At 66.4% G+C, this 25,033-nt stretch carries 22 protein-coding genes; 6 read left to right on the top strand and 16 right to left on the bottom strand.

Features of this window, described 5'->3' with window-relative positions:
• The 6 genes from CEY08_RS05115 to CEY08_RS05090 form a co-directional block, all read right to left on the bottom strand.
• Window positions 1-453: a MarR family winged helix-turn-helix transcriptional regulator gene (locus CEY08_RS05115; protein ID WP_076816235.1), complete on the bottom strand. Its 453-nt coding sequence runs from the start codon at window positions 451-453 to the stop codon at window positions 1-3.
• Window positions 450-677, bottom strand: a complete 228-nt coding sequence (locus CEY08_RS05110; RefSeq protein ID WP_042796452.1) for a hypothetical protein — start codon at window positions 675-677, stop codon at window positions 450-452. The genes CEY08_RS05115 and CEY08_RS05110 overlap by 4 nt, the downstream gene beginning before the upstream one ends.
• Window positions 674-2,299 carry an FAD-dependent monooxygenase gene (locus CEY08_RS05105; RefSeq protein ID WP_076816232.1) on the bottom strand — a complete coding sequence of 542 codons (1,626 nt, stop codon included), beginning with the start codon at window positions 2,297-2,299 and terminating at the stop codon, window positions 674-676. Before CEY08_RS05105 ends, CEY08_RS05110 begins: the two co-directional genes overlap by 4 nt.
• Before the next feature lie 120 nt (window positions 2,300-2,419).
• A complete protein-coding gene (locus CEY08_RS05100) occupies window positions 2,420-3,118 on the bottom strand; it encodes a DUF6776 family protein (protein ID WP_063642263.1) in 699 nt (232 codons plus the stop codon).
• Window positions 3,119-3,265: 147 nt separating this feature from the next.
• Window positions 3,266-3,952, bottom strand: coding sequence for an N-acetylmuramate alpha-1-phosphate uridylyltransferase MurU (murU, locus tag CEY08_RS05095; RefSeq protein WP_042796453.1), 687 nt, complete (start codon window positions 3,950-3,952; stop codon window positions 3,266-3,268).
• Window positions 3,952-4,992, bottom strand: coding sequence for an aminoglycoside phosphotransferase family protein (locus tag CEY08_RS05090; RefSeq protein ID WP_042796454.1), 1,041 nt, complete (start codon window positions 4,990-4,992; stop codon window positions 3,952-3,954). The genes murU and CEY08_RS05090 overlap by 1 nt, the downstream gene beginning before the upstream one ends.
• Before the next feature lie 169 nt (window positions 4,993-5,161).
• On the opposite strand from CEY08_RS05090, the gene CEY08_RS05085 reads away from it, so the two are divergent.
• From CEY08_RS05085 to rsmA, 3 genes are read left to right on the top strand one after another with little or no spacing between them, the layout of a single operon-like run.
• Complete coding sequence (locus tag CEY08_RS05085) at window positions 5,162-7,522, top strand: LPS-assembly protein LptD (RefSeq protein ID WP_063642359.1); 2,361 nt, start codon at window positions 5,162-5,164, stop codon at window positions 7,520-7,522.
• Complete coding sequence (locus CEY08_RS05080; protein WP_076816230.1) at window positions 7,519-9,105, top strand: peptidylprolyl isomerase; 1,587 nt, start codon at window positions 7,519-7,521, stop codon at window positions 9,103-9,105. The genes CEY08_RS05085 and CEY08_RS05080 overlap by 4 nt, the downstream gene beginning before the upstream one ends.
• An 18-nt stretch (window positions 9,106-9,123) precedes the next feature.
• Window positions 9,124-9,915 carry a 16S rRNA (adenine(1518)-N(6)/adenine(1519)-N(6))-dimethyltransferase RsmA gene (rsmA, locus tag CEY08_RS05075; protein ID WP_042796457.1) on the top strand — a complete coding sequence of 264 codons (792 nt, stop codon included), beginning with the start codon at window positions 9,124-9,126 and terminating at the stop codon, window positions 9,913-9,915.
• Window positions 9,916-10,004: 89 nt separating this feature from the next.
• On the opposite strand, the gene CEY08_RS05070 is transcribed toward rsmA, so the two are convergent.
• Complete coding sequence (locus tag CEY08_RS05070) at window positions 10,005-11,147, bottom strand: glycerate kinase (RefSeq protein ID WP_063642358.1); 1,143 nt, start codon at window positions 11,145-11,147, stop codon at window positions 10,005-10,007.
• Window positions 11,148-11,255: 108 nt separating this feature from the next.
• Between CEY08_RS05070 and pyk the strand changes: the two genes are divergently transcribed.
• Window positions 11,256-12,698: a pyruvate kinase gene (pyk, locus tag CEY08_RS05065; protein WP_042796458.1), complete on the top strand. Its 1,443-nt coding sequence runs from the start codon at window positions 11,256-11,258 to the stop codon at window positions 12,696-12,698.
• 55 nt (window positions 12,699-12,753) lie between these two features.
• On the opposite strand, the gene CEY08_RS05060 is transcribed toward pyk, so the two are convergent.
• Window positions 12,754-13,983, bottom strand: a complete 1,230-nt coding sequence (locus CEY08_RS05060; protein WP_063960636.1) for a nucleoside recognition domain-containing protein — start codon at window positions 13,981-13,983, stop codon at window positions 12,754-12,756.
• A gap of 153 nt (window positions 13,984-14,136) precedes the next feature.
• Between CEY08_RS05060 and CEY08_RS05055 the strand changes: the two genes are divergently transcribed.
• Window positions 14,137-16,392, top strand: coding sequence for an acyl-CoA dehydrogenase (locus CEY08_RS05055; protein WP_076816228.1), 2,256 nt, complete (start codon window positions 14,137-14,139; stop codon window positions 16,390-16,392).
• Window positions 16,393-16,428: 36 nt separating this feature from the next.
• Here CEY08_RS05055 and def read toward each other — a convergent pair whose 3' ends face one another.
• Genes def through glyQ form a run of 8 tightly spaced genes read right to left on the bottom strand, consistent with a single transcriptional unit; the run spans window position 16,429 to window position 23,916 of the window.
• Window positions 16,429-16,962 (bottom strand): peptide deformylase, encoded by a 534-nt coding sequence (gene def / locus CEY08_RS05050; RefSeq protein WP_042796460.1) that lies wholly within the window; start codon window positions 16,960-16,962, stop codon window positions 16,429-16,431.
• 48 nt (window positions 16,963-17,010) lie between these two features.
• Window positions 17,011-17,406, bottom strand: coding sequence for a lactoylglutathione lyase (gloA, locus tag CEY08_RS05045; protein ID WP_042796461.1), 396 nt, complete (start codon window positions 17,404-17,406; stop codon window positions 17,011-17,013).
• Window positions 17,407-17,417: 11 nt separating this feature from the next.
• Complete coding sequence (locus CEY08_RS05040) at window positions 17,418-18,560, bottom strand: 2-aminoethylphosphonate--pyruvate transaminase (RefSeq protein ID WP_076816226.1); 1,143 nt, start codon at window positions 18,558-18,560, stop codon at window positions 17,418-17,420.
• Between the two features lie 27 nt (window positions 18,561-18,587).
• On the bottom strand, window positions 18,588-19,610 hold the full coding sequence (locus CEY08_RS05035) for a M48 family metallopeptidase (protein WP_167380349.1): 1,023 nt from the start codon (window positions 19,608-19,610) through the stop codon (window positions 18,588-18,590).
• Entirely contained in the window at window positions 19,597-20,325 is a 729-nt protein-coding gene (locus tag CEY08_RS05030; RefSeq protein WP_042796463.1) for a lysophospholipid acyltransferase family protein, read from the bottom strand. The genes CEY08_RS05035 and CEY08_RS05030 overlap by 14 nt, the downstream gene beginning before the upstream one ends.
• Window positions 20,326-20,329: 4 nt before the next feature.
• Window positions 20,330-20,869, bottom strand: a complete 540-nt coding sequence (gene gmhB, locus CEY08_RS05025) for a D-glycero-beta-D-manno-heptose 1,7-bisphosphate 7-phosphatase (protein ID WP_076816223.1) — start codon at window positions 20,867-20,869, stop codon at window positions 20,330-20,332.
• On the bottom strand, window positions 20,866-23,004 hold the full coding sequence (glyS, locus tag CEY08_RS05020) for a glycine--tRNA ligase subunit beta (RefSeq protein ID WP_076816220.1): 2,139 nt from the start codon (window positions 23,002-23,004) through the stop codon (window positions 20,866-20,868). The genes gmhB and glyS overlap by 4 nt, the downstream gene beginning before the upstream one ends.
• Window positions 23,005-23,916, bottom strand: coding sequence for a glycine--tRNA ligase subunit alpha (gene glyQ, locus CEY08_RS05015; protein ID WP_042796466.1), 912 nt, complete (start codon window positions 23,914-23,916; stop codon window positions 23,005-23,007). It abuts the gene before it with no gap.
• A 280-nt stretch (window positions 23,917-24,196) separates the two neighbouring features.
• Here glyQ and CEY08_RS05010 point away from each other — a divergent pair, with 280 nt between their 5' ends.
• Window positions 24,197-24,964, top strand: a complete 768-nt coding sequence (locus CEY08_RS05010) for a crotonase/enoyl-CoA hydratase family protein (protein ID WP_042796467.1) — start codon at window positions 24,197-24,199, stop codon at window positions 24,962-24,964.
• Window positions 24,965-25,033 lie beyond the last annotated feature (69 nt).

The following is a 25,033-nucleotide window of genomic DNA, read 5'->3' as shown; positions in this document are numbered from 1 at the left end:
CTAGTCGTCTGCGCCGGCATTCGGTTGCAGATGGTCGATCAGGCGATCCAGCAGATTGCCCAGCAGGCGCTGTTCGTCGGCGCTTAAGCAGCCGAAGATTTCGTCGTTGCGGCGGGCAATCAGGTCGATGATGCGTCGGTACTGCGCCAGCCCGGTCTGGGTAGGCGCCAGCACCACGCCGCGTCCGTCGGTCGCGGACAGGGTTTTCTCGACCAGGCCGCGGTCGACCAGCGCCTGCGCGGAACGGCTGGCCTGACCCTTGTTCAGATTGGCCGCGCGCGCCAGGTCGTTGACGGACAAGGGCGCGTAGCGGCCGATGGCCGCGAGGCAGCGCGCTTCGCCTAGCGGAATACCGCAGTCTTCCAGATAGGCTCGATTCGTGTCCCGATCCGTGATCTTGTTGAGCACGTGCAGGCGGTAGGTCAGGAATCGTTCGAGAGCGGGAGGGTTCACGTGGGCGGGAGAGGATCGGAGGCGGGATAGTTTGCCACAGCGCCATTGGCGAGGCAGGCGGCTTCCGCCTGCGCCAATAGCGCGGCCGCGTCGCGCGCGTCCGTCAATCGCGCGATCAGCGATAGGCTCAGGATCGACAGGAAAAGCGAAGTCTGCGCTTCGCCCACGCGCGTCAAGGTCTGCGCCATGGCGGTGTAGACCTGGTCCAGTTCGTCGTGGTTCATGCTTGTTCTTCCTTCCGCGCATCCAGAGTGATCGAAGGGTAGTAGGGCGTGAGCGCGGCGCGCAGGGTTGCGGCCGCAGGCGCGATCCAGCGTCCCAGTACGTAGCCGTCGGGCCGTAACAGATAGACGGTGCCGGCTTGCGCGCCATAGCGCTGCCGAAGTTGTCCGTGGGCATCCTGCAAGGCGCCGTTGCCGGCCTTCAGCACGCGGAGCGGGCGGAGGGCGCCGTGCGTGGCGGCCGCCAGGGCGTCCAGTTCCGCCGCCAGCCCGGCGTCCGGATCCAACGCCAGCGCCACGAAGCCAGCACCGAAGCAGGCGCTGAGGTACAGCGGCGCGCCTGCATCCTCCAGCAGGGCCTCGGGCGCGGGCTGGCCGGGTGCGGCGGCGGCGCCCGCTTGCGACGCGCCATCCTCCAGGTTCAGGGGCGAGGCGTCATACGAAATGGGCGCGGATTGCCGCGGGTTTATCAGCGGGCGCACACGCTCGTCCGATAACGCCAGGCGCAGGGCGGCTTCGCGCATCAGGCGGAAGCCGAAGTCTGGTGGGGCCATGAATTCCGTGCTCTTGGCGCCATAGGCCAGATTCTGGCGGGTGGCATGGACGCGCTCGACGCTATAGCTGTCCAGCAGGCTGTCGGGTGCCAGTCCGCGCATTACCCAGGCCAGCTTCCAGGCCAGGTTGCCGGCGTCGTCCAGTCCGGAATTCAGGCCCCGCACGCCGAAAATCGGCACCAGATGGGCGGCGTCTCCGGCAAACAGCACGCGTCCGTGGCGGTAGCGGTCCAGCGTCAGGCACTTGGCGTTGTAGATGGAAATCCATAGCGGCTTCCAGGGCGCGGTTTCGCCGATCATGTCCAGATGGCTCTGCACGCGAGGCAGTACATTCTCCGGCTTGACGGCCTCTTGCGGATCTTCGTCGTCGCGGATCTGATAGTCCACCCGCCAGACATTGCCGGGCTGGCGGTGCATGAGCAGCGTGGAGCCGGGGTTGGACGGCGGGTCGAACCAGGCCAGGCGCTCCACCGGGCGGGTCGATTCCTGTTCGATGTCGACGATGACATAGCGGCCTTCGTACTGCATGCCTTCCAGCTTCAGGCCCATGGCCTCGCGCACGGTGCTGCGGCCGCCGTCACAGGCGATCAGCCAGTCGGCGCGCACGGTCTGGCGGCTGCCTTCGGCGTCCACCTCCGCGCTGACGCCCGTGGCAGTCGCCCGCAGGCCGACAAGCCGCGCGGACCAGCGCAGCGCGGCCAGTTCCGGATGCCGCTGCATGGCCTGGTGGGCGTACTCCTCGACGGCGTACTGCTGGATATTGACCATGGGAGCGTACCGCTGCAGCGGATCGTGCGGCATTTCGAAATGCAGGACTTCGCTATTGCGGAAGTAGCTGCGGCCGCCGGTCCAGGGCAGTCCCGTGGCCGTCAGCGGGGCGTCGGCGCCGACCCAACCCATGATTTCCTGCGAGCGCCGCGAAATGCAGATGGCGCGGCTGCCGCTGCAATAGTCGTCGTCCGCCTCCAGCGTCAGCGAGGCGATGCCGTATTCGGCCAGCAGGGCGGCAAGTGTCAGGCCGACGGGGCCGCCGCCGGCGATCAGGACGGGGACGTGCGCGGGGAGCGGCATGATGTCTCCAATAATTGGTTGTTTGCGCAACTATATGCGCAAAAGGTTGCGCACGCAACCATATTCGACAGGCAAAAAAAACCCGCCGGATCAGGGCGGGTCTTGGGGCGCGAACCGGTATCAGTTGCGCACGTAATAGATACGCATCGCTTGCTGTTTCTGGGCGCCGTCCAGCACGCGCAGCACCACGACCTTGGCCGTGAAGCCGTCGGGCAGCTTCAACTGGCCCAGCGCGTAGTCATAGCGGTCGACGTTCAGGGCAGGGCCTTCCGGCGTGACGGTGGCGGCGCGCCCATTGGGGTAGGTGCCGTCGATGGAGAAGGTCAGTGTGCCCTTGAACGGCGCGCCCTGGCGGTCTTCGCGCATGACCAGCACTTGGTAGTCCAGCAGGCCGGGGGCGCGCTTGAAGGTGGCGGAGCGGATGCCCAGGTTGCCGCCGCGGGGATCGGCGGGCATGGCGTCCTGGAACAGCACCAGTTCCTTGTTCAGGGTTTCGATCTTGCTGCGGGCCTCGGCCAGGTCAGAGGTCAACTTTTCATGGCCGGCCTTGTTGGCGTCGCGCTGCTGCGTGGCTTCCTCGAGCTGGCTTTGCAGGCGCTGGCGTTCCAGGTTGGCCGTGCTGAGCTCGCTATGCAGTTGCTCGGATTGCTCCACGGTCAGGCGTTGCGGGCCGTAGTTGGTCTGCAGGAAGAGCACGCCACCGGCGCCCAGGGCGATGCCCACCAGCAGCAGGACCAGCCAGCGCGGCATGCGGCGCGTGCGTTGGCCGGGCTGGTACACGGAGGGCTTGAATACAGCCCGTTGCGATCTTCCAAACATCCCCATTCCTAGAAAACTTCCTGTGTGTTTGCTCGCCCGCGCGCAGCGCGCGCAGGTCAAAGCGCTAGAGAATACCCCGTTAGCCGGGGCCGTTGGGTGCGCGGACAAGCCTGGTTGCGCACCTTGATATTGTGAAATATGTGGACATCAGCGCGGCCGAGCGTCGAGTTCTGCATCCAGGTCCGCGAGCCGCTGCGGCGTGCCGACATCCGTCCACTTGCCTTCATGGCGCGCGCCGTGCACCAGATTGCGGGCCATGGCCTGCCGGAGCAAAGGCGCCAGAGGCGCCGCCGCGCCCCGAGGGACGTCGGCGAACAACGAGGGATGGTAGACGCCGATGCCCGCAAAGGTCAAACGCGGCTCCCCCTGGGCATGGACGGTGCCGTCGGCCTCGAGCCGGAAATCGCCAGCGGGATGCTGGGGCGGGTTGTCCACCAGCAGCAGCCAGGCGCCACCATCGGGCAGGGCGCGGGCCCGGCCTTCGGCCGCGGCGGGATCCCAGTCGCACCAGACGTCGCCGTTGACAACCAGGAAGGGCGCGTCGCCCAGCAGGGGCAGCGCCTGGGCGATGCCGCCGGCGGTTTCCAGGGCGGTGGCCTCCGCGGAATAGCGGATGCGCACGCCATGTGCGCCGCCATCGCCCAGCGCCCGCTCGATTTCGTGGCCGAGCCAGGCGTGATTGATGACGATGTCGCGTATACCTGCGGCCGCCAAGCGTCGCAGGTGCCAGACAATCAGCGGCTGGCCTCCCACGGACAATAGAGGCTTGGGCAGGCGGTCGGTCAGCGGGCGCATGCGTTCGCCGCGTCCCGCCGCAAGTATCATGGCGCGCATCAGAACGTGTACCCGACGCTGACCTGGCGGTTGTCCAGCTGGTCCAGCAGACGCAGCAGCGGCGTGAAGACGCCATAGCGTTGGGCCACCTGCCGGACGTAGCCGCTCACGCGCGGCATGTGAGCCTGGTAGTGCGCCTTGCCGTCGCGGTGGTGCAGGCGGGCGAATACGCCCAGGATGCGCAGGTTGCGTTGCAGTCCCATCCATTCATAGGCGCGGTGGAATTCGGCGAAATCCGCGTCTACAGGCAGGCCTGCGGCGCGTGCCATTTCCCAGTAGCGGATGGCCCAGTCCAGTTGCTGGGGTTCTTCCCAGGTGGTGCGGGCGTCCGTCACCAGCGAAGCCAGGTCGTAGGTAATGGGTCCCGCCAGCGCATCCTGGAAGTCGATGATGCCCGGGTTGGGGCCATATTGGGGCTGGTCGCAGACCATCAGGTTGGGCGAATGGTAATCGCGGTGCACCAGCACCTGGGCCTGGCCGCCATTGCTCGTCGACAGCAGCGCAAAGATCTTGTCCAGCCCGTTCGCGGTCTTGTCGTCCAGCGTGACGCCGTGGTGCTTCTGCACGTACCACTCGGGGAACAGCTTGAGTTCGTCGGCCAGGCGGGCGGTGTCATAGGTGCCCAGGCCGGCGGTGGACGCCTGCTGCAGGCGGACCAGGGCGGCCAGGGCCTCGCGGTACAGCGTCTGGAGCTGGCTGTCCGGCAGGCCGGCCTGGATACGCTGGTAATAGGTCTGCTCACCCAGGTCGGAGAGCAGCAGCAGGCCCTGGTCCAGATCTTGTTCCAGCACCGCGGGCACGTTCAGGCCTACGTCCGCCAGCAAGCGGTCCACGTGGAGGAAGGGGCGGCAATCCTCGTGCGCGGGCGGCGCGTCCATGACTATCAGAGTGCGGTCGCCGGCATCCAGTCTGAAGTAGCGGCGAAAGCTGGCGTCGGCGGATGCCGGGCGCAGCGTGTCGACGGCGAGATTCAGGGCGGCGGGCAGGTTGCCCAGCCAGGCGCGGATCTGCTCCAGGCGGGGGTCGTGATCGTTTTTCAAGGAAGATCCGTGTCAGAAAGGCAATGTTGCTGAGATTCGTGTCCCGAGCACATAAGTCTGGGCCTATGGCGCGGCTTCTCTATAATACCGGCTCGTTTCCGTTAGCATTGGCCCTTCGTGGGTGCCGGTGTCGCGTTCCCACCATCGTCAAAAAGGGCTGTTTTCACTCGTGCGCAAGGTTCGATGGTTGATCCTCTCTGCTGTCAGTGTTGCCGCCGGAGCCGTCCAGGCTCAAGGTAGCCCGGGCAGTGCTCCCGCCGCGTCGTCGACCTCGGCGACCCCCGTGTTGCGCACCTCGCCGGGCCTGCGGATCCACCGCCTGCCGGACGACAGCATCCCCGCTTTCATGGAAGCGGACACCATCGATGGGGATCCGGATTCCGACCTGACCCTGACCGGCAACGCCCAGGTGCGCCGCATCGATAGCGTCATCAAGGGCGACCGCATCAACTACCGCAAGGACACGGGCGAAGTCGACGTCCAGGGCAGCGCGCGCATGATGCGCGACGGCACCCTGGTGATCGGACCGAACGCCACGTTCAACGTGGACAAGTCCTCGGGCCAGATCGAAAAGCCCAATTTCTGGATGGGCGCCAACGGCGGTTTTGCCGTCGCCGAGCACGCGGACATCTTCAGCCGGTCGCAGATGCGGCTGCAAACGGTGACATATAGCGGTTGCGCTTGCGAAACGCCGTCCTGGTACATCAAGGCCAAGACCGTCGACATCGACTTCGACGAGAACGAAGGCGTGGCGCGCAGCGGCGTGCTGTACTTCAAGGACGTGCCCATCCTGGCATCGCCTTACATGACTTTCCCGGTTAAGCGGGAGCGCAAGTCGGGCTTCCTGATGCCCACTTACGGCACGACCAGCCAGGGCGGGTTCGACTTTTCGATTCCGTACTACCTGAACCTGGCGCCCAACTACGACATGACGGTGCAGCCGCGCTACTTCTCCAAGCGCGGCCTCCAATTGGGCGGCGAGTTCCGCTACCTGGGCAATGGCTATAGCGGCATCCTGGATGGCACCTACCTGCCCAACGACAAGCTGACCGACAGCGACCGTTGGATGTACTGGTGGCGCCACCAGCAGCTTCTGCCTTATGGGTTCTATGCGGACTGGGATGTCGCGAAGGTCTCGGACGACAACTATTTCCGCGATATTTCCCAGTTGGGTCTGAACCAGGCTTCCACCACGTATCTGCCGCAACGCGCGCGGGTGGGCTGGGCGTCGGCGTCCGGATACTGGAGCGGTTACGCGCAGGTCTACAAGTACCAGACGCTGCAGGATCCCGACGCTCCGCTGGCGCCTCCTTACGACAAGGAGCCTGAACTCTATTTCCGCGGGGCGCGCTATGACTGGGGCGGTTTCGATGTGGACTGGACGTCCACCGCCGTCCGTTTCCGCCGCTCGCTGTTCGAAGGCCAACGCCTGGGACCCGATGGCAACCGTTTCCAGACCTATCCCACGGTTTCCTATCCCATCGTCAAGCCGGGCTGGTTCATCGTCCCCAAGGCCGGCGTCAATTACACCCAGTACGACACCGACTGGTACAACCTGAACCCGGACATGCCGCGTTCGCAGTCTCGCACGGTGCCGATCCTGTCCTTGGATTCCGGCCTGGTTTTCGAGCGCGACACCACCTTGTTCGGCAAGGCGTCCACGCAGACCCTGGAACCTCGCCTGTACTACCTGTATGTGCCGTACCGCGACCAGTCCAAGCTGCCCGTCTTTGACACCTCCCTGGCGGACTTCAGCTTTTCGCAGGCGTTCGAAGAGAACATCTACACGGGCGGCTGGGACCGTATCGCTAACGCCAACCAGCTGACTGCCGCCTTGACGACGCGCTGGCTGGATGCCAACACCGGTTTCGAGCGCATGTCGCTCGGGGTCGCGCAGCGCCTGTACTTTGCCGATCAGAAGGTCACGCTGCCTGGCGAGACGCCGCGCGAGAACGTGCGCTCCGACTTCCTGCTGGGCGCCAGCGCCGCCCTGACCGATACGCTCAGCACCGATATCGCCGCGCAATACAATCCCTACGACAGCAACTGGTCGCGCGGATTGATCAGCGCGCGCTGGTCGCCGCAACGTTTGACGACGGTGGCGGTGTCCTACCGGTACCAGCGCGATCCCCAACCTGGCGTCCAGTATCAGGCGCAGGGGCAGAACCAGGTGAGCCTGGCGATGCAATGGCCGTTCTCCAAGCGCTGGTATGGCGTGGGCCGGGTGGACTATTCGCTGCGTAGCGGTCCGTCCAGCACGGTGGCCGGCACGACCGATTCGCCCCGGGTTACCCAGGCCATCGCCGGCCTGGAGTACAAGGGAGATTGCTGCTGGGTGGGCCGCGTGGTCTACCAGCGGTACGCGGTGTCCGCCACCGACGCCAACTCGGCACTGTTCTTCCAGCTTGAGCTGACCGGCCTTGGTTCCCTGGGAACCGATCCGATGAACCTGCTGAACAGAAGTATCCCCGGCTACTCGCGCATTACGCCGCCAGTGCCCACCGGGACCACATTTGAAAGGTATGAATGATGCGTAGGTTGCACTCTTTGCGCCGCCTCTCCGGCAATGCGCTGCTGCTGGCCGTATGCGCCGGCTTGCCCGTCGCCCATGCGGCCGAACAGGGCGGCAAGGCCGCGAACAGTGGCGCCAAGGCGAGTTCCGCCGCGCAGAAGAACTCTGCGCCGGCGCCGAAGGGCGAGCAATTCGTCGACGGTATTGCCGCGGTCGTGGACAAGGACGTGATTACGCTGCGCGAACTGCGCGACGCGTCGCTGCGTATTTCGGGCGAGCTCAAGACCCGCGGCATCCAGGTGCCCGACGACCAGACCCTGCAGCACCAGGTGTTGCAACGCCTGATCATGGAGCGCGTGCAGCGTCACGAAGCCGATCGCTTGGGCATCCGCGTCGACGACGCGCAAATTGACCAGGCCATCCAGACCATCGCCGCCCGCAACAAGATATCCGTGGCCCAATTGCGCCAGGAAATCGAAAAATCCGGCACGAACTGGGATAGCTACCGCAAGTCGCTGCGCGACGAGATCCGCACGGATCGCTTGCGCCAGCGCGCAGTGGATTCCACTATCGTCATTTCGGATGCCGAAGTCGATGCCTTCCTGAAAGACCAGCGCCGCAACCCGGCGTTCGGCGCCGCGCCGCAAGCGGCTCCGCAACCGCAAGCCCAGCCGCAGCCCGAACCCCAGCAGGCTGCCGCGCCGTCCGGCCCGATGCTGTACGCCCTGGCCCAGATCCTGGTGCGCGTGCCCGAGGGCTCGTCGCCCGATCAACTGGCGGTGCTGCGCAAGAAGGCTGAAGGCCTGCTGGCGCAGGCCAAGCGCGGCGAGGACTTCGCCAGCCTGGCTGCCGCAGCGTCGGACGGCCCCGAAGCCCTGCAGGGCGGGGTCATGGGCGTGCGTCCGTTGGACGGCTGGCCCGACCTGTTCGTACAGGCCATCGGCAATTTGCAGAAGGGACAGGTCAGCGGCCTGATCCAGAGCGGCAATGGCTTCCACATCATCAAGGTGATGGACCGCGGCACCGCCCAACCGGCGCCTGCCCGCACGGCTCGCGCCCCGGCGCCGGCCCAGGCGCCGCAGCCTGCCGCCGCGCCGGCGCAAGCGCCTGCGCACCAAGGTCCGGTGGAAGTGATGCAGACGCGCGCCCGCCACATCCTCATCAAGACCTCTACCGTCATGAGCGACGAAATGGCGCGTCAGCGCCTGGAGCAGGTGCGTCAGCGTCTGGTGAGCGGCGGAGCCAAGTTCGAGGACATGGCGCGCCAGTATTCGCAGGACGCCACCGCTCCGCAGGGCGGCGAATTGGGTTGGTTGAACCCGGGCGAAACCGTGCCGCCGTTCGAGGCCGCCATGAACGCCCTGAAGCCGGGCGAAATCAGCCAGCCGGTGCAGTCGCCTTTCGGTTGGCACCTGATCGAGGTTGAAGAACGCCGCCAGCACGACGCCACCGACGACATGGCTCGCATGAAGGCCCGCCAGATCCTGTTCGAGCGCCGCGCCCAGCCCGCTTTCGAGGATTGGCTCGAGCAGTTGCGCGCCCAGGCGTACATCGACAATCGCCTGGAAAAGCAGCAGAAGATCCAGCAGAACAACCGCTAAACGCATTACAGGCTTTACATGTCCCAACACCAGGCGCGCAAGCGTTTTGGCCAGAACTTCCTGACCGACGAAAGCGTCGTCGAGTCTATCGTCCGGGCGGTTTCGCCCGCCCGTGACGATGCCGTGGTCGAGATCGGCCCGGGCTTGTCCGCGCTTACCCGGCCGTTGCTGGAACGCCTGGATCATCTCACGGCGGTCGAAATCGACCGCGACCTGGCGGCGCGCCTGCGCAAGCAGTTCGACGCCAGCCGCCTCACCGTGGTCGAGGCGGATGCGTTGACGGTGGATTTTTCCCAGTTCGGCAGCGCGCTGCGCGTGGTGGGCAACCTGCCTTACAACATCTCCAGCCCGCTGCTGTTTCATCTGATGACCTGGGCCGATAACGTCCGCGACCAGCATTTCATGCTGCAGCGTGAAGTGATCGACCGCATGGTTGCGCAACCGGGTTCCGGCGACTTCAGCCGCCTGTCGGTGATGCTGCAATCGCGCTATCGCATGCACAAGCTGTTCGACGTGCCCCCGGAAGCTTTCGATCCGCCGCCCAAGGTGGTCTCGGCCATCGTGCGCATGGTCCCCCTGCCTGGGGATCGGCTGCGTCCGGTCAGTGATCGTGCCTTCGAGACTGTGGTGGCGCGCGCGTTTTCACAGCGCCGCAAGATGTTGCGCCGGGTGCTGGCTGACTGGGCCGCGCACGTGCCCTGGGAAGCGCTGGATATCGCGCCCACGGCGCGCGCCGAGGATATCTCGGTGGACCGGTATATCCGCTTGTCGGATGCGCTGGTAGCGGCTGGCGTGTTGCAGGGCGAATGAACTTGCCCCTTTGGATCGCGCCCCGATCGCCAAAATGAAAGCCCGCGGATGCGGGCTTTTTCAATTGGCAGCCAGGTTCAAATCGGCATCTACAGCATGCGCTTTTGAGCGGCCATCCAGAGCTGCATGATGTCGCGGGCGCGGTCAGCCAGCAATTTCTCGGCGTCGGTAAGCGCTTGCTGCAAGGTGATCGGGCCGGGCGCCAGGCTGAAGGCGGCGCTGATGCCGCAGGCGTGCAACGCTTCGTAGCCCGGGCCTAGCGACCCCGCCAGCGCCACCACGGGTACGCCCGCGCGTTGCGCGATCTTCGCTACTCCGGCCGGTGTTTTGCCACGCAGCGTCTGTGCGTCCATGCGGCCTTCACCGGTGAACACCAGGGTCGCGCCTTCGACCGCCTGGGCCAGACCGCCCAGTTCCGCCACGATCTCCACGCCGGGACGGAAACTGGCGTTCAGGAAGGCCTTGGCCGCGAATCCCAGGCCGCCCGCAGCCCCCGCACCGGGTTCATTGCGATGGTCAGCCCCCAGGTGCTTCGCGCACACGTCGGCGAAATTTGCCAGCATCTGGTCCAGGGCAGACACCTGCTCGGGCGTCGCCCCTTTTTGCGGACCGAACACGTGCGAAGCGCCTTGCGGCCCGCATAAGGGGTTGTCCACGTCCGAGGCGATGTCGATGCGGATTCCGGCCAGGCGCGGATCCAGGCCTTGAGTATCGATGCTGGCCAGCTTGCCCAGCGCGCCGCCGCCAGGCGGCAGGCTGCGGCCGTCGGCATCCAGCAGCCGCACGCCCAGGGCCGTCAGCATGCCGGCGCCCGCATCATTGGTGGCCGATCCACCCAGGCCCAGGATGATGCGCTTGGCGCCCGCGTTCAAGGCGGCCAGCATCAGTTCGCCCACGCCGTGGCTGCTGGCCCGCATTGGATCGCGCTTGGATGGCGCGATGAGTTCGAGGCCAGCTGCCGCCGCCATTTCAATGACCGCCGTGCCGTCTTCCAACAAGCCCCATACGGCGTCGACCTTATAGCCTAGCGCGTCGTTCACCGTCAGCAACTGTTCCTTGCCGCCGGTTGCGGCGAGCACGGCTTCCACCGTGCCTTCACCGCCATCGGCCATCGGAATGCACACCGTATGGGCGCCAGGGAAGGCGGCCGTCACGCCGCGTGCAATGGCTGCCGCCGCATCGGGCGCGGAAACGCTTTCTTTGAACGAATCAGGGGCGATGACGATTTTCACGGGTTTCGGTCGAGGTAGGTTTTGCGGTTGAGATGATGTCCATGATACCTGCGCGCGCGCGGCCGGCGTACCATAGCGTTTTTGTTGTTTTAGCGAGAGTGGATCGTCATGCCCGTATTGCGCCGCACCAAAATTGTCGCCACCCTGGGACCCTCGACTTCGACGCCTGAACGCATTGAAGCGCTGATCCGCGCGGGCCTGGACGTGGCCCGCCTGAACTTCTCGCATGGCAGCGCGGACGACCACCGCGAACGCGCCCGCATGGTGCGCGAGATCGCCGCCAAGCAAGGGCGCTTCGTCGCCATCATGGGCGACCTGCAAGGGCCCAAAATCCGCATCGCGCGCTTCACGGACAAGCTGGTCCAGTTGCAGGTCGGACAGCCGTTCACGCTGTCGCGCGTCCATCCCAAGGAGGCCGGCACGGCCAGCATCGTCGGCATCGACTATCCCGAACTGGTGCAGGACTGCCGCGTCGGCGACGAGCTGCTGCTGGATGACGGCCGCGTGGTGCTGGTGGTGGATAGCGTCGAGGGCGACGAGGTCCACACCACCGTGACCGTGGGCGGCCCGCTGTCGAACAACAAGGGCATCAATCGCCGTGGCGGCGGCCTGTCCGCGCCCAGCCTTACCGACAAGGACCGCGTCGACATCAAGCTCGCCGCCGAAATGGAACTGGACTATGTGGCGGTGTCCTTCCCGCGCTACGGCAGCGACATCGACGAGGCGCGCACGCTGCTGGCAGCCGCCGGCAGCCAGGCCTGGATCATTGCCAAGATCGAACGCGCCGAAGCCGTGGCCGACGACGAGGCGCTGGACTCGCTGATCCGCGCGAGCGACGGCGTCATGGTGGCGCGCGGCGATCTGGGCGTGGAAGTGGGTGACGCCGAGCTGGTAGGCATTCAGAAGCGCATCATTCAGCATGCCCGCACCCTGAACAAGGTCGTCATCACCGCCACGCAGATGATGGAGTCGATGATCTCCAGTCCCATGCCCACGCGCGCCGAAGTCTCCGACGTGGCGAACGCCGTGCTGGACTATACCGACGCCGTCATGCTGTCGGCGGAGAGCGCCTCGGGCCAGTATCCCGTGGAAACCGTGCAGGCCATGGCCCGCGTTTGCTTGGGCGCGGAAAAGCACCCCACGTCGACCAAGTCTCATCACCGCCTGGGCGAGACCTTCACGCGTTGCGACGAGACCATCGCGCTGGCGGCGATGTACGCAGCGAATCACTTTCCTGGCGTCAAGGCCATCATTTCGCTGACCGAAAGCGGCCACACTCCGCTGATCATGTCGCGTATCCGCTCGGGCGTGCCGATCTATTGCTACAGCCCGCATAGCATCACGCAGAACCGCGTGGCCATGTTCCGCGGGGTGTACACCATTCCGTTCGCGCCGTCGGACTACGAGCCCGCCGACCTGAGCAACGCGGCCATCGACGAACTGCGCAAACGCAACCTGGTGCAGACCGGCGACTGGGTGATCCTGACCAAGGGCGACTTTTACCGCGACAGCGGCGGCACCAACGGCATGAAGATCCTGCTGGTGGATTGACCCGCGGAGGGCGAGGGCGCCGCAGGCCGGCCGCCCTCGTCAGGCACGGAACGGTTCAGCCGAAGAACCAGTAGCACACGCCGATGGCCGCCAGCACGCCGGCCAGGTCGGCGACCAGGGCGCAGCCCACCGCGTGGCGGGCGCGCAGGATGCCCACGGATCCGAAGTACACCGCCAGCACGTAGAAGGTGGTCTCGGTGCTGCCTTGCACCACCGCGGCCAGCAGCGCGGGAAAACTATCGACGCCGAAATGCGTCATGGTCTCCAGCATCATGGCGCGCGCCGCGCTGCCCGAGAAAGGCTTGACCAGCGCCGTGGGCAGCGCGTCCACGAAACGCGTATCCCAGCCGGCCTGCACCGCAAGCCACCGGATGCCGTCCAGCAGGAAGTCCAGTGCGCCCGAGGCGCGCAGCACGCCCACCGCGCACAGCATCGCAACCAGATAGGGCAGCAGGCTCTTGGCGATGTCGAAGCCTTCCTTGGCTCCCTCGATGAAGGCCTCGTAGACCGGCACCTTCTTCCAGGCGCCCGCGATCAAGAAGGCGATCAGTATGCCGAACAGGACCAGGTTGCCCAGCAACGAGGACAGCGAGGCGATCGCGGCTGCCGACATGCTGGCCAGCAGCGCCATGAATCCACCCATGAGCAGCGCCGCCCCGCCCAGCCACAGCATGACGACCGGATCGATGAGGCGCAGCCGCTGGCAAGCCGCCACCGCGAGGAAACCCGCCAAGGTCGACGCGCTGGTGGCCAGCAGGATGGGCAGGAACACCAGCGTTGGATCCGGGGCGCCCTGTTGCGCGCGGAACATGAACAGCGTCACGGGCAGCAAAGTCAGCGACGAGGCGTTCAGCACCAGGAACAGGATCTGCGCATTGCTGGCGGTTTCGGGCGTGGGGTTCAGCGACTGCAATTCGCGCATGGCGCGCAACCCGATGGGCGTGGCGGCATTGTCCAGCCCCAGGCCATTGGCGGCGAAGTTCAGCGTGATCAACCCGATGGCCGGATGGTTGCGCGGCACCCCCGGCATCAGCCTGGCGAACAGCGGCCCCAACACGCGGGCGAGCTTTTCCACCAGCCCCGCGCCTTCGGCGATGCGCAAAAAGCCCAGCCACAGCGTCAGCGTGCCGAACAGCAGCACCATCACTTCCACCGACACGCGGGCCATGTCGAACAGACTGGCCACCATAAGGCGGAAGACGTCAGGGTCGCCGATGATCAGCCAGCGGTACAGCGCCGCCGCGGCCGCGGTAAGGAAAAAGCCCAGCCAGAGTTTGTTCAGCATGCGGAGACTGCCCGGATAGCGATGGATTGCGCGCTGCGCGCCGTCGCCCATTGTCGCAGAGTCGGTAAGCCACAGCTTGGCCCGGCGGAGCCAATTCTGGTACTTTGACCTGATACGCCCTGGGGTCTGGGGCCATAACAGTGAGGAAAACTCATGGACTTCAATGCCTGGCGCCGACGCCGCATTTCGGAACCCGCTTACCGCTGGGCGCGCAATGCGCTGCCGGCCATGTCGGCGACCGAGCGCGAAGCCATCGAGGCCGGAGACACCTGGTGGGACGCAGACCTGTTCACCGGCAACCCCGATTGGCGCAAACTGCTGGCCGTGCCGGCGGCTACGCTCACCGCGGACGAACAGCGCTTCATCGATGGCCCGCTGGCCCGATTGTGCGCCATGCTGGACGAATGGGACATCACCTGGAACCGCCGCGACCTGCCGCCGGAAGTGTGGGATTTCCTGAAGGCCGAGCGCTTCTTCGGCATGATCATTCCGCGGCGCTACGGCGGCCTGGGTTTCTCGCCCTACGCGCACTCCGAGGTGGTGCGCCGCATCTCCGCCTATTCCATCACCGCGGGCGTTACCGTCATGGTGCCGAACTCGCTGGGCCCCGGCGAATTGCTGATGCAGTTCGGCACGCCGGCGCAGCGGGACTATTGGCTGCCGCGACTGGCGGATGGCCGCGAAGTCCCTTGCTTCGGCCTGACCAGCCCCGAAGCCGGGTCGGACGCCGCATCCATGGTGGACACTGGCGTGGTCTGCCGCCAGGTGGTGGACGGACGTGAACTGATCGGTATCAGGCTGAACTGGCACAAGCGCTACATCACGCTGGGGCCGGTCGCGACAGTGTTGGGCCTGGCTTTCAAACTGTCGGATCCGGACGGCATCCTCGGCGGCCCCAAGGACATCGGCATATCGGTCGCGCTGGTGCCGACCGAAGCGCCGGGTGTGGAGATCGGGCGTCGCCACCTTCCCGCCATGCAGGTTTTCCAGAACGGCCCTAACCGCGGACGTGACGTGTTCGTGCCGTTGGACGCGCTGATCGGCGGCGCCGAGCGCGCCGGCCAAGGCTGGCAGATGCTGATGAGTGCGCTGGCGGCGGGGCGGGGCATTTCCCTGCCGTCGTTGTCGGCCGCCGCCGCGGCGATGTGCGCGCACACCACCGGCATGTATGCGCGCGTGCGCGAACAGTTCGGTATTCCCGTCGGCAAGTTCGAGGGCGTGCAGGAAGGGCTGGCGCGGCTTGCGGGCAATGCGTATCTGGTGGAAGCCGCCAGGCGCCTGACCTGCGCCGCGCTGAACCTGGGCGTCAAGCCGGCGGTGGTGTCGGGCATCATGAAGTACCACGCCACCGAACGCATGCGCGGCTCGGTCAATGACGCGATGGACATCCATGCCGGACGCGCGGTCATCGACGGCCCTAGCAATTACCTGGGTGCGCTATACCGCGCCGTGCCCATTGCCATCACGGTCGAGGGCGCCAATATCCTCACGCGCAACCTGATCATCTTCGGCCAGGGAGCCATCCGCGCGCATCCGTACCTGATGCCGGAAATCCTGGCGCTGGGCAATCCCGACGAAGACCGCGGCATGGAGGTCTTCCATGACGTGTTCTGGCGCCATCTGCGCCACACGGGCTTGAACGCCCTGCGCGCCATCGGCCGGGCCTGGACCGGCGGGGTGCTCGCGCCCGCGCCATCATCCGGGCCGGTGGCTGGACACTATCGGCGGCTGGGGCGGTACGCATCCGGCTTTGCGCTCCTGGCCGACGCCACGCTGGCGCAGTTGGGCGGAGGCCTCAAGCGCCGCGAGATGATATCGGCGCGCCTGGGCGACATCCTGTCCGAGCTGTACCTGCTGTCTGCCGTGCTCAAGCGCTGGGAGGACGAGGGCCGCAAGCACGATGACCTGCCGCTGGTGCATTGGTGCCTGGAGCAAGGCTACGCCAGCATCGAGAAAAGCATGGACCAGGTCCTGCGCAACCTGCCGGGCCGCGTATTGGCTTGGGGGCTGCGTGCGGCCATTCTGCCGCTGCGGCTGGCCAAGGGACCGGGCGACGCATTGACCCGCGAATGCGCGGAGTTGCTGCTCAAGCCTTCACCCACGCACGCGCGGCTGGCGGCGGACCTGCATCGCGAAGCGGGCGCGGCGGGCGACGATCCGGTGGGGCTGTTGACGCGGGCGTTTGCGCTGGCGGATGCCGTGCAGCCCCTGCGTGACCGGCTGCGCCAGTCTGGCGTGCGCGACTGGCGCGAGGCCCACCAGCGCGGCGCCATCACCGACGCGCAGGCAGCGGAACTGGAAGAGGCGGAAGCCCTGGTGTCGAAGGTGTTGCAGGTGGATGACTTCGCGCCGGAAGCATTGTCGCCGCAGGCCGCGAAGGCGGCCGCCGTGGGGGCCGAGGAGGCCTAGGCGGGGCCCACGCTACCGCATGGCGGAAGCTGCCGCCTAGTCGTCCTGGTTCGGATCCATGTCCGGAAACAGGATTTCCGTGAATCCGAACTTGGTGAAGTCCTGGATGCGCGACGGGTAGAGGCGGCCGATCAGGTGGTCGCACTCATGCTGCACCACGCGGGCGTGAAAGCCGTCGGCCTCTCGTTCGATCATCTGGCCGTACGGATCGCGCCCGCTGTAGCGGATACGGCGGTAGCGCGGCACCAGGCCGCGCAGGCCCGGCACCGACAGGCAGCCTTCCCAGCCATTTTCCATCTCGTCCGACAGCGGCGTGATGACGGGATTGCACAGAATGGTCTGGGGCACCGCGGGCGCATCCGGATAGCGTTCGTTGCGGTCGAAGCCGAAGATCACCAGTTGCAGGTCCACGCCAATCTGAGGCGCAGCTAGACCCACCCCTTGCGCGGCGGCCATGGTTTCGAACATGTCGTCGATCAGCGCGTGCAGCTCGGGCGTGTCGTAGCGTTCCACGGGCGCGGCCACGCGCAGCAGCCGCGGGTCGCCCATTTTCAGGATGGTGTGGATCATGGGGGTATTCCTGGCGTTGGCCGAGCGAGCTTACGGACGGGCCGGGACTTAGTCCTGGCGGCCTTTTTTCTGGATGAACTCGATCTTGTAGCCGTCGGGGTCCTCGACAAAGGCGATGACGGTCTTGCCGTGCTTCATCGGGCCGGCCTCGCGCGTGACCTTGCCGCCCTTTTCCTTGACCTTGGCACAGGCTTCGTAGGCGTCGTCGACTTCCAGGGCGATGTGGCCGTAGCCGGTGCCCAGGTCGTACTTGTCCGTGTCCCAGTTATGGGTCAGCTCGATGACGGCGCCTTCGGATTCGTCCTGATAGCCCACGAAGGCCAGCGTGAACTTGCCGTCGGGGTAGTCGTTGCGGCGCAGGACGCGCATGCCGAGCACGTTGGTGTAGAAGTCGATGGACTTGTCGAGGTTGCCGACTCGCAGCATGGTGTGGAGCATACGCATGGGATGTTTCCTTAAGCGGTGAGAGGGAGCGGGAAAAATCCGCCGTTGCCAGCGGTTTCCCGGGTGATGCCGATGTCGCGCAGCGCGCCGCCCATGGCGTCGACTGCCTGCTGCATCTGGCCAGGCCCGAAGGCGCCGATGCAGCCGACCCGGAACGAAGGTTGTTCGGTGTTGTAGAAGTTGCTGAGCACGTAGCCGCGGCGCTTGAGGGCGTCCACGAACAATTGCAGGTTCCAGGTTGGCGCATCTGGCGCCCGGACGTTGACGACGATGGGGCCCTGCAGGGCGGGCGGCAGGTACGGAGTCAGGCCCAGTTCCTTGACGCCATCATATAGCGTGCGCATGTTCGCCGTGTAACGCGCCAGGCGGGCCTCGCGGCCTTCCTCGAGATGCAGGTCCAGCGCCACGGCCAATGCCGCCAGCGTGGGCGCGGGCGGCGTGAAGCGCGGGCCGGCATTGGGCTGCAGGCTTAGCTGGTAGACGTCGGCAAGGTCCAGGGACCAGCTGCCGGCGGTGCCGCCGGCGGCCTCCAGGCTGTCGCGCCGAGCAACCACAAAGGCGGCGCCGGGTGTGCCTTCCAGGCATTTGTTGGCCGTCAGGATCACGGCTTCCACGGCGGGCAGGGCGCCCAGGTCCAAAGGCAGGGCGCCGAACGCGGACACGGCGTCGACGATGACGCGGCGACCGAGCGCGTGCGCGACGCGCGCCAGTTCAGGCACGTCATGGCAGATGCCGCTGCCGGTCTCGCTATAGACCAGCGCCAGGTGCGTGAGGGTGGGATCCTGTTCCAGCGCTGCCGCGACTGCCTGCGGGTCGATCCGTTCGACCGGGCCGACAGGCAGGGGCACGGCGACGCGGCCCGCGTCGCTGGCCAATCTCTGCAGGCGGGCGGCATAGGCGCCGGTGGAGGGCGCCAGCAGACGACCGCCTGCGGGCACGAAGGTACGGATCGCGGCTTCGACGGCGAAGTGGCCGCAGCCAGGCAGCGCCAGTGCGGCGTACTCGTCCGGGGATGCATGCGCCACGCGCAGCACGCCAGCGCAGACCTGCCGGTAGGTCTGGCGGAAATCGTTGTCCCATGGCGCGTAGTCTTGCGCCATGGCGGCCTTTACCCGCGCGTCGGTCGTGACCGGGCCCGGAATCAGCAGCAACATTTTCTGGTCTCCAAGGTGCTTGCGCACTCAGAACTGGGGCAGGGATGCGGGGTCGTGGCGCCGCAGGATGTTCTTGGCGTCTTCGAAGTCGGGCAGGATCTGGCCGACTTCGCGCCAGAAGTCCTGACTGTGGTTCATTTCACGCAAATGGGCAAGCTCGTGCGCGATGACGTAATCGATGATGGCTGGCGCGAAATGGATCAGGCGCCAGTTCAGCATGATGTTGCCGTCGCTGGTGCACGAACCCCAGCGCGTGGCGGCCGAAGACAGACGCCAGCGCCGGATCTTCAGCCCGCTCACCTGCAGGAAATGGGCCAGGCGCGCGCCGAACCAGGCGCCGGCGCGCTGCTGCAGCCAGGCCTGCGCCGAATCGCGGATGCGGCTTTGGTCCGCCGAGGACGGCAGCGCCAGCCACAGGGTGTCGCCATCCTGGGGCGCGTCGGCGTCGCCGGACAAGCGGGCTTGGCGGCTGTCGCCGCCCACGCCGATCACGATGCGCTTGCCCAGGTAGGGCAGCTCGCCGCCTGCCTGCCAGCGCGTGTGCGCCATGGCCAGCTGCTGCTTGCGGGCATGCCATTCGCGCAGCTTGGTCAGGATCCAGCGCGATTTCTCGCGCACGGCGTCGTCCACTTGCGTCAGCGTGACCCAGTTCGGGGCGGTGACGCGCAGGCCGTCGTCGGTGATTACAAAACCGATGCTGCGGCGGCGCGAGCGCAGCAACACGAAGCCGATGGGCTGCTGGTCCGTCGAGACTTCGCGCCAGCGCGCGCCGGGCGGCAGGGGATCGGGGCAGGGCGTCGGGACGCGCGAGGCCGCGTTGGGCGACAGCGTCAACAGCGGTTCGCCCGCGGGGGCGGCGGCCGACAAATCAGGAAAGAGGGGTTGGGGCGGGGCCGCCTTAGGCCGGGCCGCGTCAGGCGGTTCCGCCTCAGGCCGGGCCGCCCGAGGCGGAACCGGGGGCTTTGGCGCGGCGCTCAGCGGCGGCGCGCCCACGGGCGCGTCGTGCTGCTGTTCGTCGAACAGGAGTTCGAGCTGATCAGTGCTGGCCATACCTTTCTGGATTGAGACGCCGCATTTCCCCTTCGATCCAGTCCTGGACCTTCTGGTTCAGTTCCTCGGGGGAGAGACCCTTGGATTCTATCGCGGGTCCGATGGACACGGTGACCAGGCCCGGATATTTCACGAAGGCGTTGCGGCGCCAGCATTCGCCGGCATTGTGCGCTACCGGGATGACCATGGCGCCAGTGCGCGACGCCAGCAGCGCGCCGCCCATCTTGAAGCGGCCCGTCTTGCCGGGCGCGACGCGGGTGCCCTCGGGGAACAGCAGCGGCCAGCGGCCTTCGTCCAGGCGGGTCTGGCCTTGCTTGACCACCTGTTCGAAGGCATCGCGGCCCTTCGAACGGTCGATCGCGATCATGCGCAGCAGCGCCAGGCCCCAGCCGAAGAACGGCACCATGTGCAGTTCCTTCTTGTAGACGAAACAGACTTCGCGCGGCATATAGGCCGGGAAGAACAGCGTTTCCCAGGCCGACTGGTGCTTGGATAGCAGCACCGCGGGCCCGTCGGGCAGGTTTTCCCAGCCCTTGACCTGCCAGCGGATGCCGCAGAAGAAGCGCGCACCCCAGATGGCCAGGCGGGGCCAGCCCACGGTCAGCTTGTAACGCCAGTGCAGGGGCAATGGCGCCCACAGAATGCAGGCGAATGCGTAGGGAATGACCGTGACGGTCAGGAACAGGATGTACAGCAGTGAACGTAGCCGGGCCATTGGATCAATGGTCCTGCAGCAAGGCGTCGACCACGGCCGACAGGTCGTCGCACACGCGGGTGTTGTCGGGCAGGCCGCCCTTGGCCAGCGTTTTCTTGCCGTTGCCGGTCAGCACCAGCCAGGGCGAGCAGCCGACCGAGGACGAGGCTTGCAGGTCGCGCAGCGAATCGCCCACCGCCGGCACGCCGGCCAGATCGATATCGTAGCGGTGTCCGATCTGCTCGAACATGCCGGGCTTGGGCTTGCGGCAGGAACAGTTGTCGTCCGGGCCGTGCGGGCACATGAAGACGGCGTCGACGCTGCCGCCCGCGGCCGCCAGCTCGCGCCGCATTTTGGTGTGGATGGCGGTCAGCGTGTCCATGTCGAACAGGCCGCGAGCCAGGCCCGACTGGTTGGTGGCGACCACCACCTTCCAGTCCGCCTGCGTCAGCCGGGCGATGGCCTGCAGGCTGCCGGGCAGCGCGATCCATTCGTCGGGGGTCTTGACGAACGAATCGCTGTCCTGGTTGATGACGCCGTCGCGGTCTAGGATGATGAGTTTCACTGTGCCAGCCTGGAGATGTCAGCGACCTGGTTCATCAGGCCATGCAGCTGGCCCAGAAGGGCCAGCCGGTTGGCGCGCACGGCCGGGTCTTCGGCCATGACCATGACGTCGGCGAAGAAGGCGTCAACGGGTTCACGGACCTGGGCCAGCGTGGACAGGCTGCCGGCGAAGTCGCCGGCGGCCAGTTGCGCCTCGGCCTTCGGACGCAGCGCGGATACGGCGGCGGCCAGGGCCTTTTCGGCCGGCTCCACCAGCGCGGCATCGTTGACCGCGCCAATCTCGCCTTCGGCCTTCTTCAGCAGGTTGCCGATGCGCTTGTTGGCAGCGGCCAGGCTGGCGGCCTCGGGCAGTTGCGCGAAGGCAGCTGCGGCGCGCACGCGCTCCGCCACCTGATGCAGCGGCGGGGTCAGCGCGATCACGGCTTCGACGGCATTGCGGTCGAATTCATTGATCAGCTGGTTACGGTAGCGTTCATAGATGAAGGTGCGGACTTCGGCCAGGGTATCGGCCGGAATCTTGCCAGCCGGGAACGTGCCCGCGGCCATTTCCAGCAGGCCGTCCAGCGACAGCGGACCGGCTTCACTGATCTTCAGCCAACCGCCCGCGGCCAATTGCTCGAACGCGCTGATCAGGCCTAGCGCGGCGCGGCGCAGGCCGAAGGGGTCGCGTTCGCCGGTGGGCGCCAGACCGATGGCCCAGATGCCGACCATGGTTTCGACGCGCTCGGCGATGAAGAGGACGGCCGCGGTCAACGTATCGTTGGTGACCGGCGTGTCATAGCGGTTGCGGTACTGCGTGCGCAGGGCCTGCACCACGCTGTCGGGTTCGCCGTCGCCGGCCGCGTAGTACGCGCCCATGACGCCCTGCAGCTCGGGGAATTCGCCCACCATGTTGGAACCCAGGTCGGCCTTGGCGAGCATGGCCGCGCGGTCGGCGGCGGACACGTCGCCGCCCAGCTGTTCGGCCACGCCACGCGCGATGGCGCGCACGCGCTCCACCCGCTCGAGCTGAGTACCCAGCTTGTTGTGGTAGACGATCGTGCCCAATTGTTCGACGCGCGCCGCAAGCGGCGTCTTGCGGTCGGTTTCGAAGAAGAACTGCGCGTCTGCCAGGCGGGGACGCACCACGCGCTGGTTGCCTTCGATGATGTTCACCGGATTGGCGGCGTGCATATTGCTGACGATCAGGAAGCGGTGCGTCAGGCGGCCGGAGGTCGGATCGAACAGCGGGAAGTACTTCTGGTTCAGACGCATGGTCAGGATCAGGCATTCCTGCGGCACTTGCAGGAATTGCTCTTCGAACTGGCCGACGTAGACGGTCGGGTGTTCGACCAGGGCCGTGACTTCGTCCAGCAGCGCGGCAACTTCCGGGTCGTCGCCCAGCGTCGCATTCAGGCGGCCGGCGTGATCCAGCAACTGGCGCTGGATTTCGTCCCGGCGGCCTTCAAACGACGCCACCACGCGGCCTTTTTCAGCCAGGGTGGCGGCATAAGCGTCGGCATCGGCGAAGGACACCGGTCCCGTGCTCATGAAGCGATGGCCCAGCGTGTCGCGGCCGGCGGCCAGGCCCAATGCGGACACCGGCACGATGTCGGCGCCAAACAGGGCCACCAGGCCGTGGGCCGGACGCACGAACTTCACGGTGGTGACGCCGTCGGCCAACTGGTAGCGCATGACCTTGGGGATGGGCAGGCCGTTGATGGCGGCGTCGATGCCTTCCTGCAAGCCGGCCGCCAGTTGCGAGCCCGCAGCCGTGCCCCGGGCAACCAGGTAGTCCTGCTTGCCGTCGGATTCGCGTTCCAGAGTCGACAGGTCGATGTTTTCCAGGCCCTTGGCGGCCAGCTTCTTCTGCAGCGCGGGCGTGGCCTGGCCGTCATCGGTCAGGCCGATCTTCACCGGCATCAGTTTTTCGGCGTAGGGCTGGTCAGGCGCCTGCGCCAGCACGGCGGACAGGTGCACGGCCAGGCGGCGTGGCGTGGAATACGCGGTCGCGGCGCAGCCGGCGGCCAGCAAGCCATGGCGCTCCAGCGTGGCGCGCACGCCTTCGGCAAAGGCCTGGCCCAGCTTCTGCAGGGCCTTGGGCGGGAGTTCTTCGGTCAGCAGTTCGACCAGCAGCGGGCGGATGTTCGTCGTCATTTATGCTGCCTCCCCGGCGGCCTTGTCGCGGCCCAGCATGGGAAAGCCCAGTCGTTCGCGGGAATCGTAGTAGGCCTGTGCGACGGCGCGCGACAGGTTGCGGATGCGGCCGATGTAGGCGGCGCGCTCGGTGACGCTGATCGCGCCGCGCGCGTCCAGCATGTTGAACGTGTGCGCGGCCTTCAGCGCGGCCTCGTAGGCGGGCAGCGCCAGCGGCACGTCCATCAGGCGCTTGGCCTCGGCTTCATAGTCGTTGAAGTGCGAGAACAGCATTTCGGCCGATGAGTGCTCGAAGTTGTAGGTGGACTGCTCCACCTCGTTCTGGTGGAACACGTCGCGGTACAGCACGCGGTTGCCGTTCGCGCCTTCGGTCCAGACCAGGTCGTACACGCTTTGCACGTCCTGCAGGTACATGGCCAGGCGTTCCAGGCCGTAGGTGATTTCACCCGTGGTTGGCGTGCAATCCAGGCCGCCTACTTGCTGGAAGTAGGTGAATTGGGTGACTTCCATGCCGTTCAGCCAGACTTCCCAGCCCAGGCCCCAGGCGCCCAGCGTGGGGTTTTCCCAGTCGTCCTCGACGAAGCGGATGTCGTGCTCGGCCGGGTCGATGCCCAGCGCCTTGAGCGAACCGATGTACAGATCCAGGATTTCAGGGGGCGCGGGCTTCAGCACGACCTGATATTGGTAGTAGTGCTGCAGGCGGTTGGGGTTTTCGCCGTAGCGCCCATCCTTGGGACGGCGCGAAGGTTGCACGTAGGCGGCGCGCCAGGGCTCCGGGCCGATCGCGCGCAGGAACGTGGCGGTATGCGAGGTACCGGCGCCGACTTCCATGTCGTAGGGCTGCAGCAGGGCGCAACCCTGCTTGTCCCAGTATTCCTGGAGCGTAAGGATGATTTGCTGAAAGGTGAGCATAGGATTCTTGGAATTCGGCCGCCGGGCAAGGCTTGCCCTGGGCGTGGGAAACCCGGCATTTTAACTGGCCTGGGGCGGCCCGGCTCCCGGAGCCCTGAACCACGGTTACATCTAGGCCATTCCGGGCGGCTCTCCCCTGGGCGAGTGTGCCTCTGGTGGACGCCGCCCGGGGGCCTGCCCTGCGCCTGGAAACCAATGATCGTATGATTCCAGGTTACGCACCAAGTCTTATATAAAACCCGGAACCCCGATTCCGAGAATTCCCGGAAGGAGCAGTCCCATGTCAGACCTGATCAAGGTAGAAGTCACCGACGGCATCCAGATCATCACGATCAACCGTCCCGAGGCCAAGAACGCCATCAACCTGGAAACCGCGCAAGCGATGGCTGCGGCGCTGGACCAGCTGGACAGCCGCGACGACATCCGCATCGGCATCCTGACGGGCGGCGGCGGCACGTTCTCCTCGGGCATGGACCTGAAGGCCTTTGCCAAGTCCGGGCAGCGCCCCTATGTGGAAGGCCGTGGTTTCGCCGGTCTGAACGAACGCCCGCCCAAGAAGCCGCTGATTGCCGCGGTGGAAGGCTACGCGCTGGCTGGCGGCTGCGAAATGGCGCTGGCTTCCGACCTGATCGTGGCCGCCAGCAATGCGAAGTTCGGCCTACCCGAAGTCAAGCGCGGCCTGGTGGCGGGCGCGGGCGGCATGCTGCGCCTGCCGCGTCGCCTGCCGTACCACATCGCCATGGAAGTGATCCTGACGGGCGAAATGCTGACCGCCGAACGCGCTCACTCTTTCGGCCTGGTCAACCGCCTGACCGAACCGGGCGCCGCCCTGGCCGGCGCGCTGGAGCTGGCACGCGCCATCGTCGAGAACGGCCCCCTGGCGGTGCAGACCGCCAAGAGCATCGTGGCGCAGTCGGGGGACTGGGACCAGGCCAGCATGTTCGATCAGCAGCGTCCGCTGATCGCGCACATCTTTTCATCGGCCGACGCGAAGGAAGGCGCGACGGCCTTCGCCGAGAAGCGCAAGCCGGTCTGGCAAGGGAAATAAAATAGGCTTCAAGGACCCGCGCGCGGCCGGTCACGCCGGCCGCGTTTTTACGTTATCCATCTACACCCG

This window comes from Achromobacter insolitus (assembly GCF_002209555.1).
GTDB classification, from domain to species: Bacteria; Pseudomonadota; Gammaproteobacteria; order Burkholderiales; family Burkholderiaceae_B; genus Achromobacter; species Achromobacter insolitus.
The sequence above is the reverse complement of the archived record's forward strand: the minus strand, read 5'-3'. Positions and strand labels throughout refer to the sequence as shown.

Bases quoted from the DNA above. Each gene is read 5' to 3' on its own strand.
- pyk (WP_042796458.1), top strand. From the start codon at position 11,256: ATGCCCGTATTGCGCCGCACCAAAATTGTCGCCACCCTGGGACCCTCG.
- CEY08_RS05035 (WP_167380349.1), bottom strand. From the start codon at position 19,610: ATGGCCAGCACTGATCAGCTCGAACTCCTGTTCGACGAACAGCAGCAC.
- CEY08_RS05040 (WP_076816226.1), bottom strand. From the start codon at position 18,560: ATGTTGCTGCTGATTCCGGGCCCGGTCACGACCGACGCGCGGGTAAAG.
- CEY08_RS05105 (WP_076816232.1), bottom strand. From the start codon at position 2,299: ATGCCGCTCCCCGCGCACGTCCCCGTCCTGATCGCCGGCGGCGGCCCC.
- glyS (WP_076816220.1), bottom strand. From the start codon at position 23,004: ATGACGACGAACATCCGCCCGCTGCTGGTCGAACTGCTGACCGAAGAA.
- gloA (WP_042796461.1), bottom strand. From the start codon at position 17,406: ATGCGTATGCTCCACACCATGCTGCGAGTCGGCAACCTCGACAAGTCC.
- CEY08_RS05060 (WP_063960636.1), bottom strand. From the start codon at position 13,983: ATGCTGAACAAACTCTGGCTGGGCTTTTTCCTTACCGCGGCCGCGGCG.
- rsmA (WP_042796457.1), top strand. From the start codon at position 9,124: ATGTCCCAACACCAGGCGCGCAAGCGTTTTGGCCAGAACTTCCTGACC.
- CEY08_RS05030 (WP_042796463.1), bottom strand. From the start codon at position 20,325: ATGGCCCGGCTACGTTCACTGCTGTACATCCTGTTCCTGACCGTCACG.
- CEY08_RS05110 (WP_042796452.1), bottom strand. From the start codon at position 677: ATGAACCACGACGAACTGGACCAGGTCTACACCGCCATGGCGCAGACC.
- def (WP_042796460.1), bottom strand. From the start codon at position 16,962: ATGATCCACACCATCCTGAAAATGGGCGACCCGCGGCTGCTGCGCGTG.
- CEY08_RS05055 (WP_076816228.1), top strand. From the start codon at position 14,137: ATGGACTTCAATGCCTGGCGCCGACGCCGCATTTCGGAACCCGCTTAC.
- murU (WP_042796453.1), bottom strand. From the start codon at position 3,952: ATGCGCGCCATGATACTTGCGGCGGGACGCGGCGAACGCATGCGCCCG.
- CEY08_RS05010 (WP_042796467.1), top strand. From the start codon at position 24,197: ATGTCAGACCTGATCAAGGTAGAAGTCACCGACGGCATCCAGATCATC.
- glyQ (WP_042796466.1), bottom strand. From the start codon at position 23,916: ATGCTCACCTTTCAGCAAATCATCCTTACGCTCCAGGAATACTGGGAC.
- CEY08_RS05100 (WP_063642263.1), bottom strand. From the start codon at position 3,118: ATGTTTGGAAGATCGCAACGGGCTGTATTCAAGCCCTCCGTGTACCAG.
- CEY08_RS05080 (WP_076816230.1), top strand. From the start codon at position 7,519: ATGATGCGTAGGTTGCACTCTTTGCGCCGCCTCTCCGGCAATGCGCTG.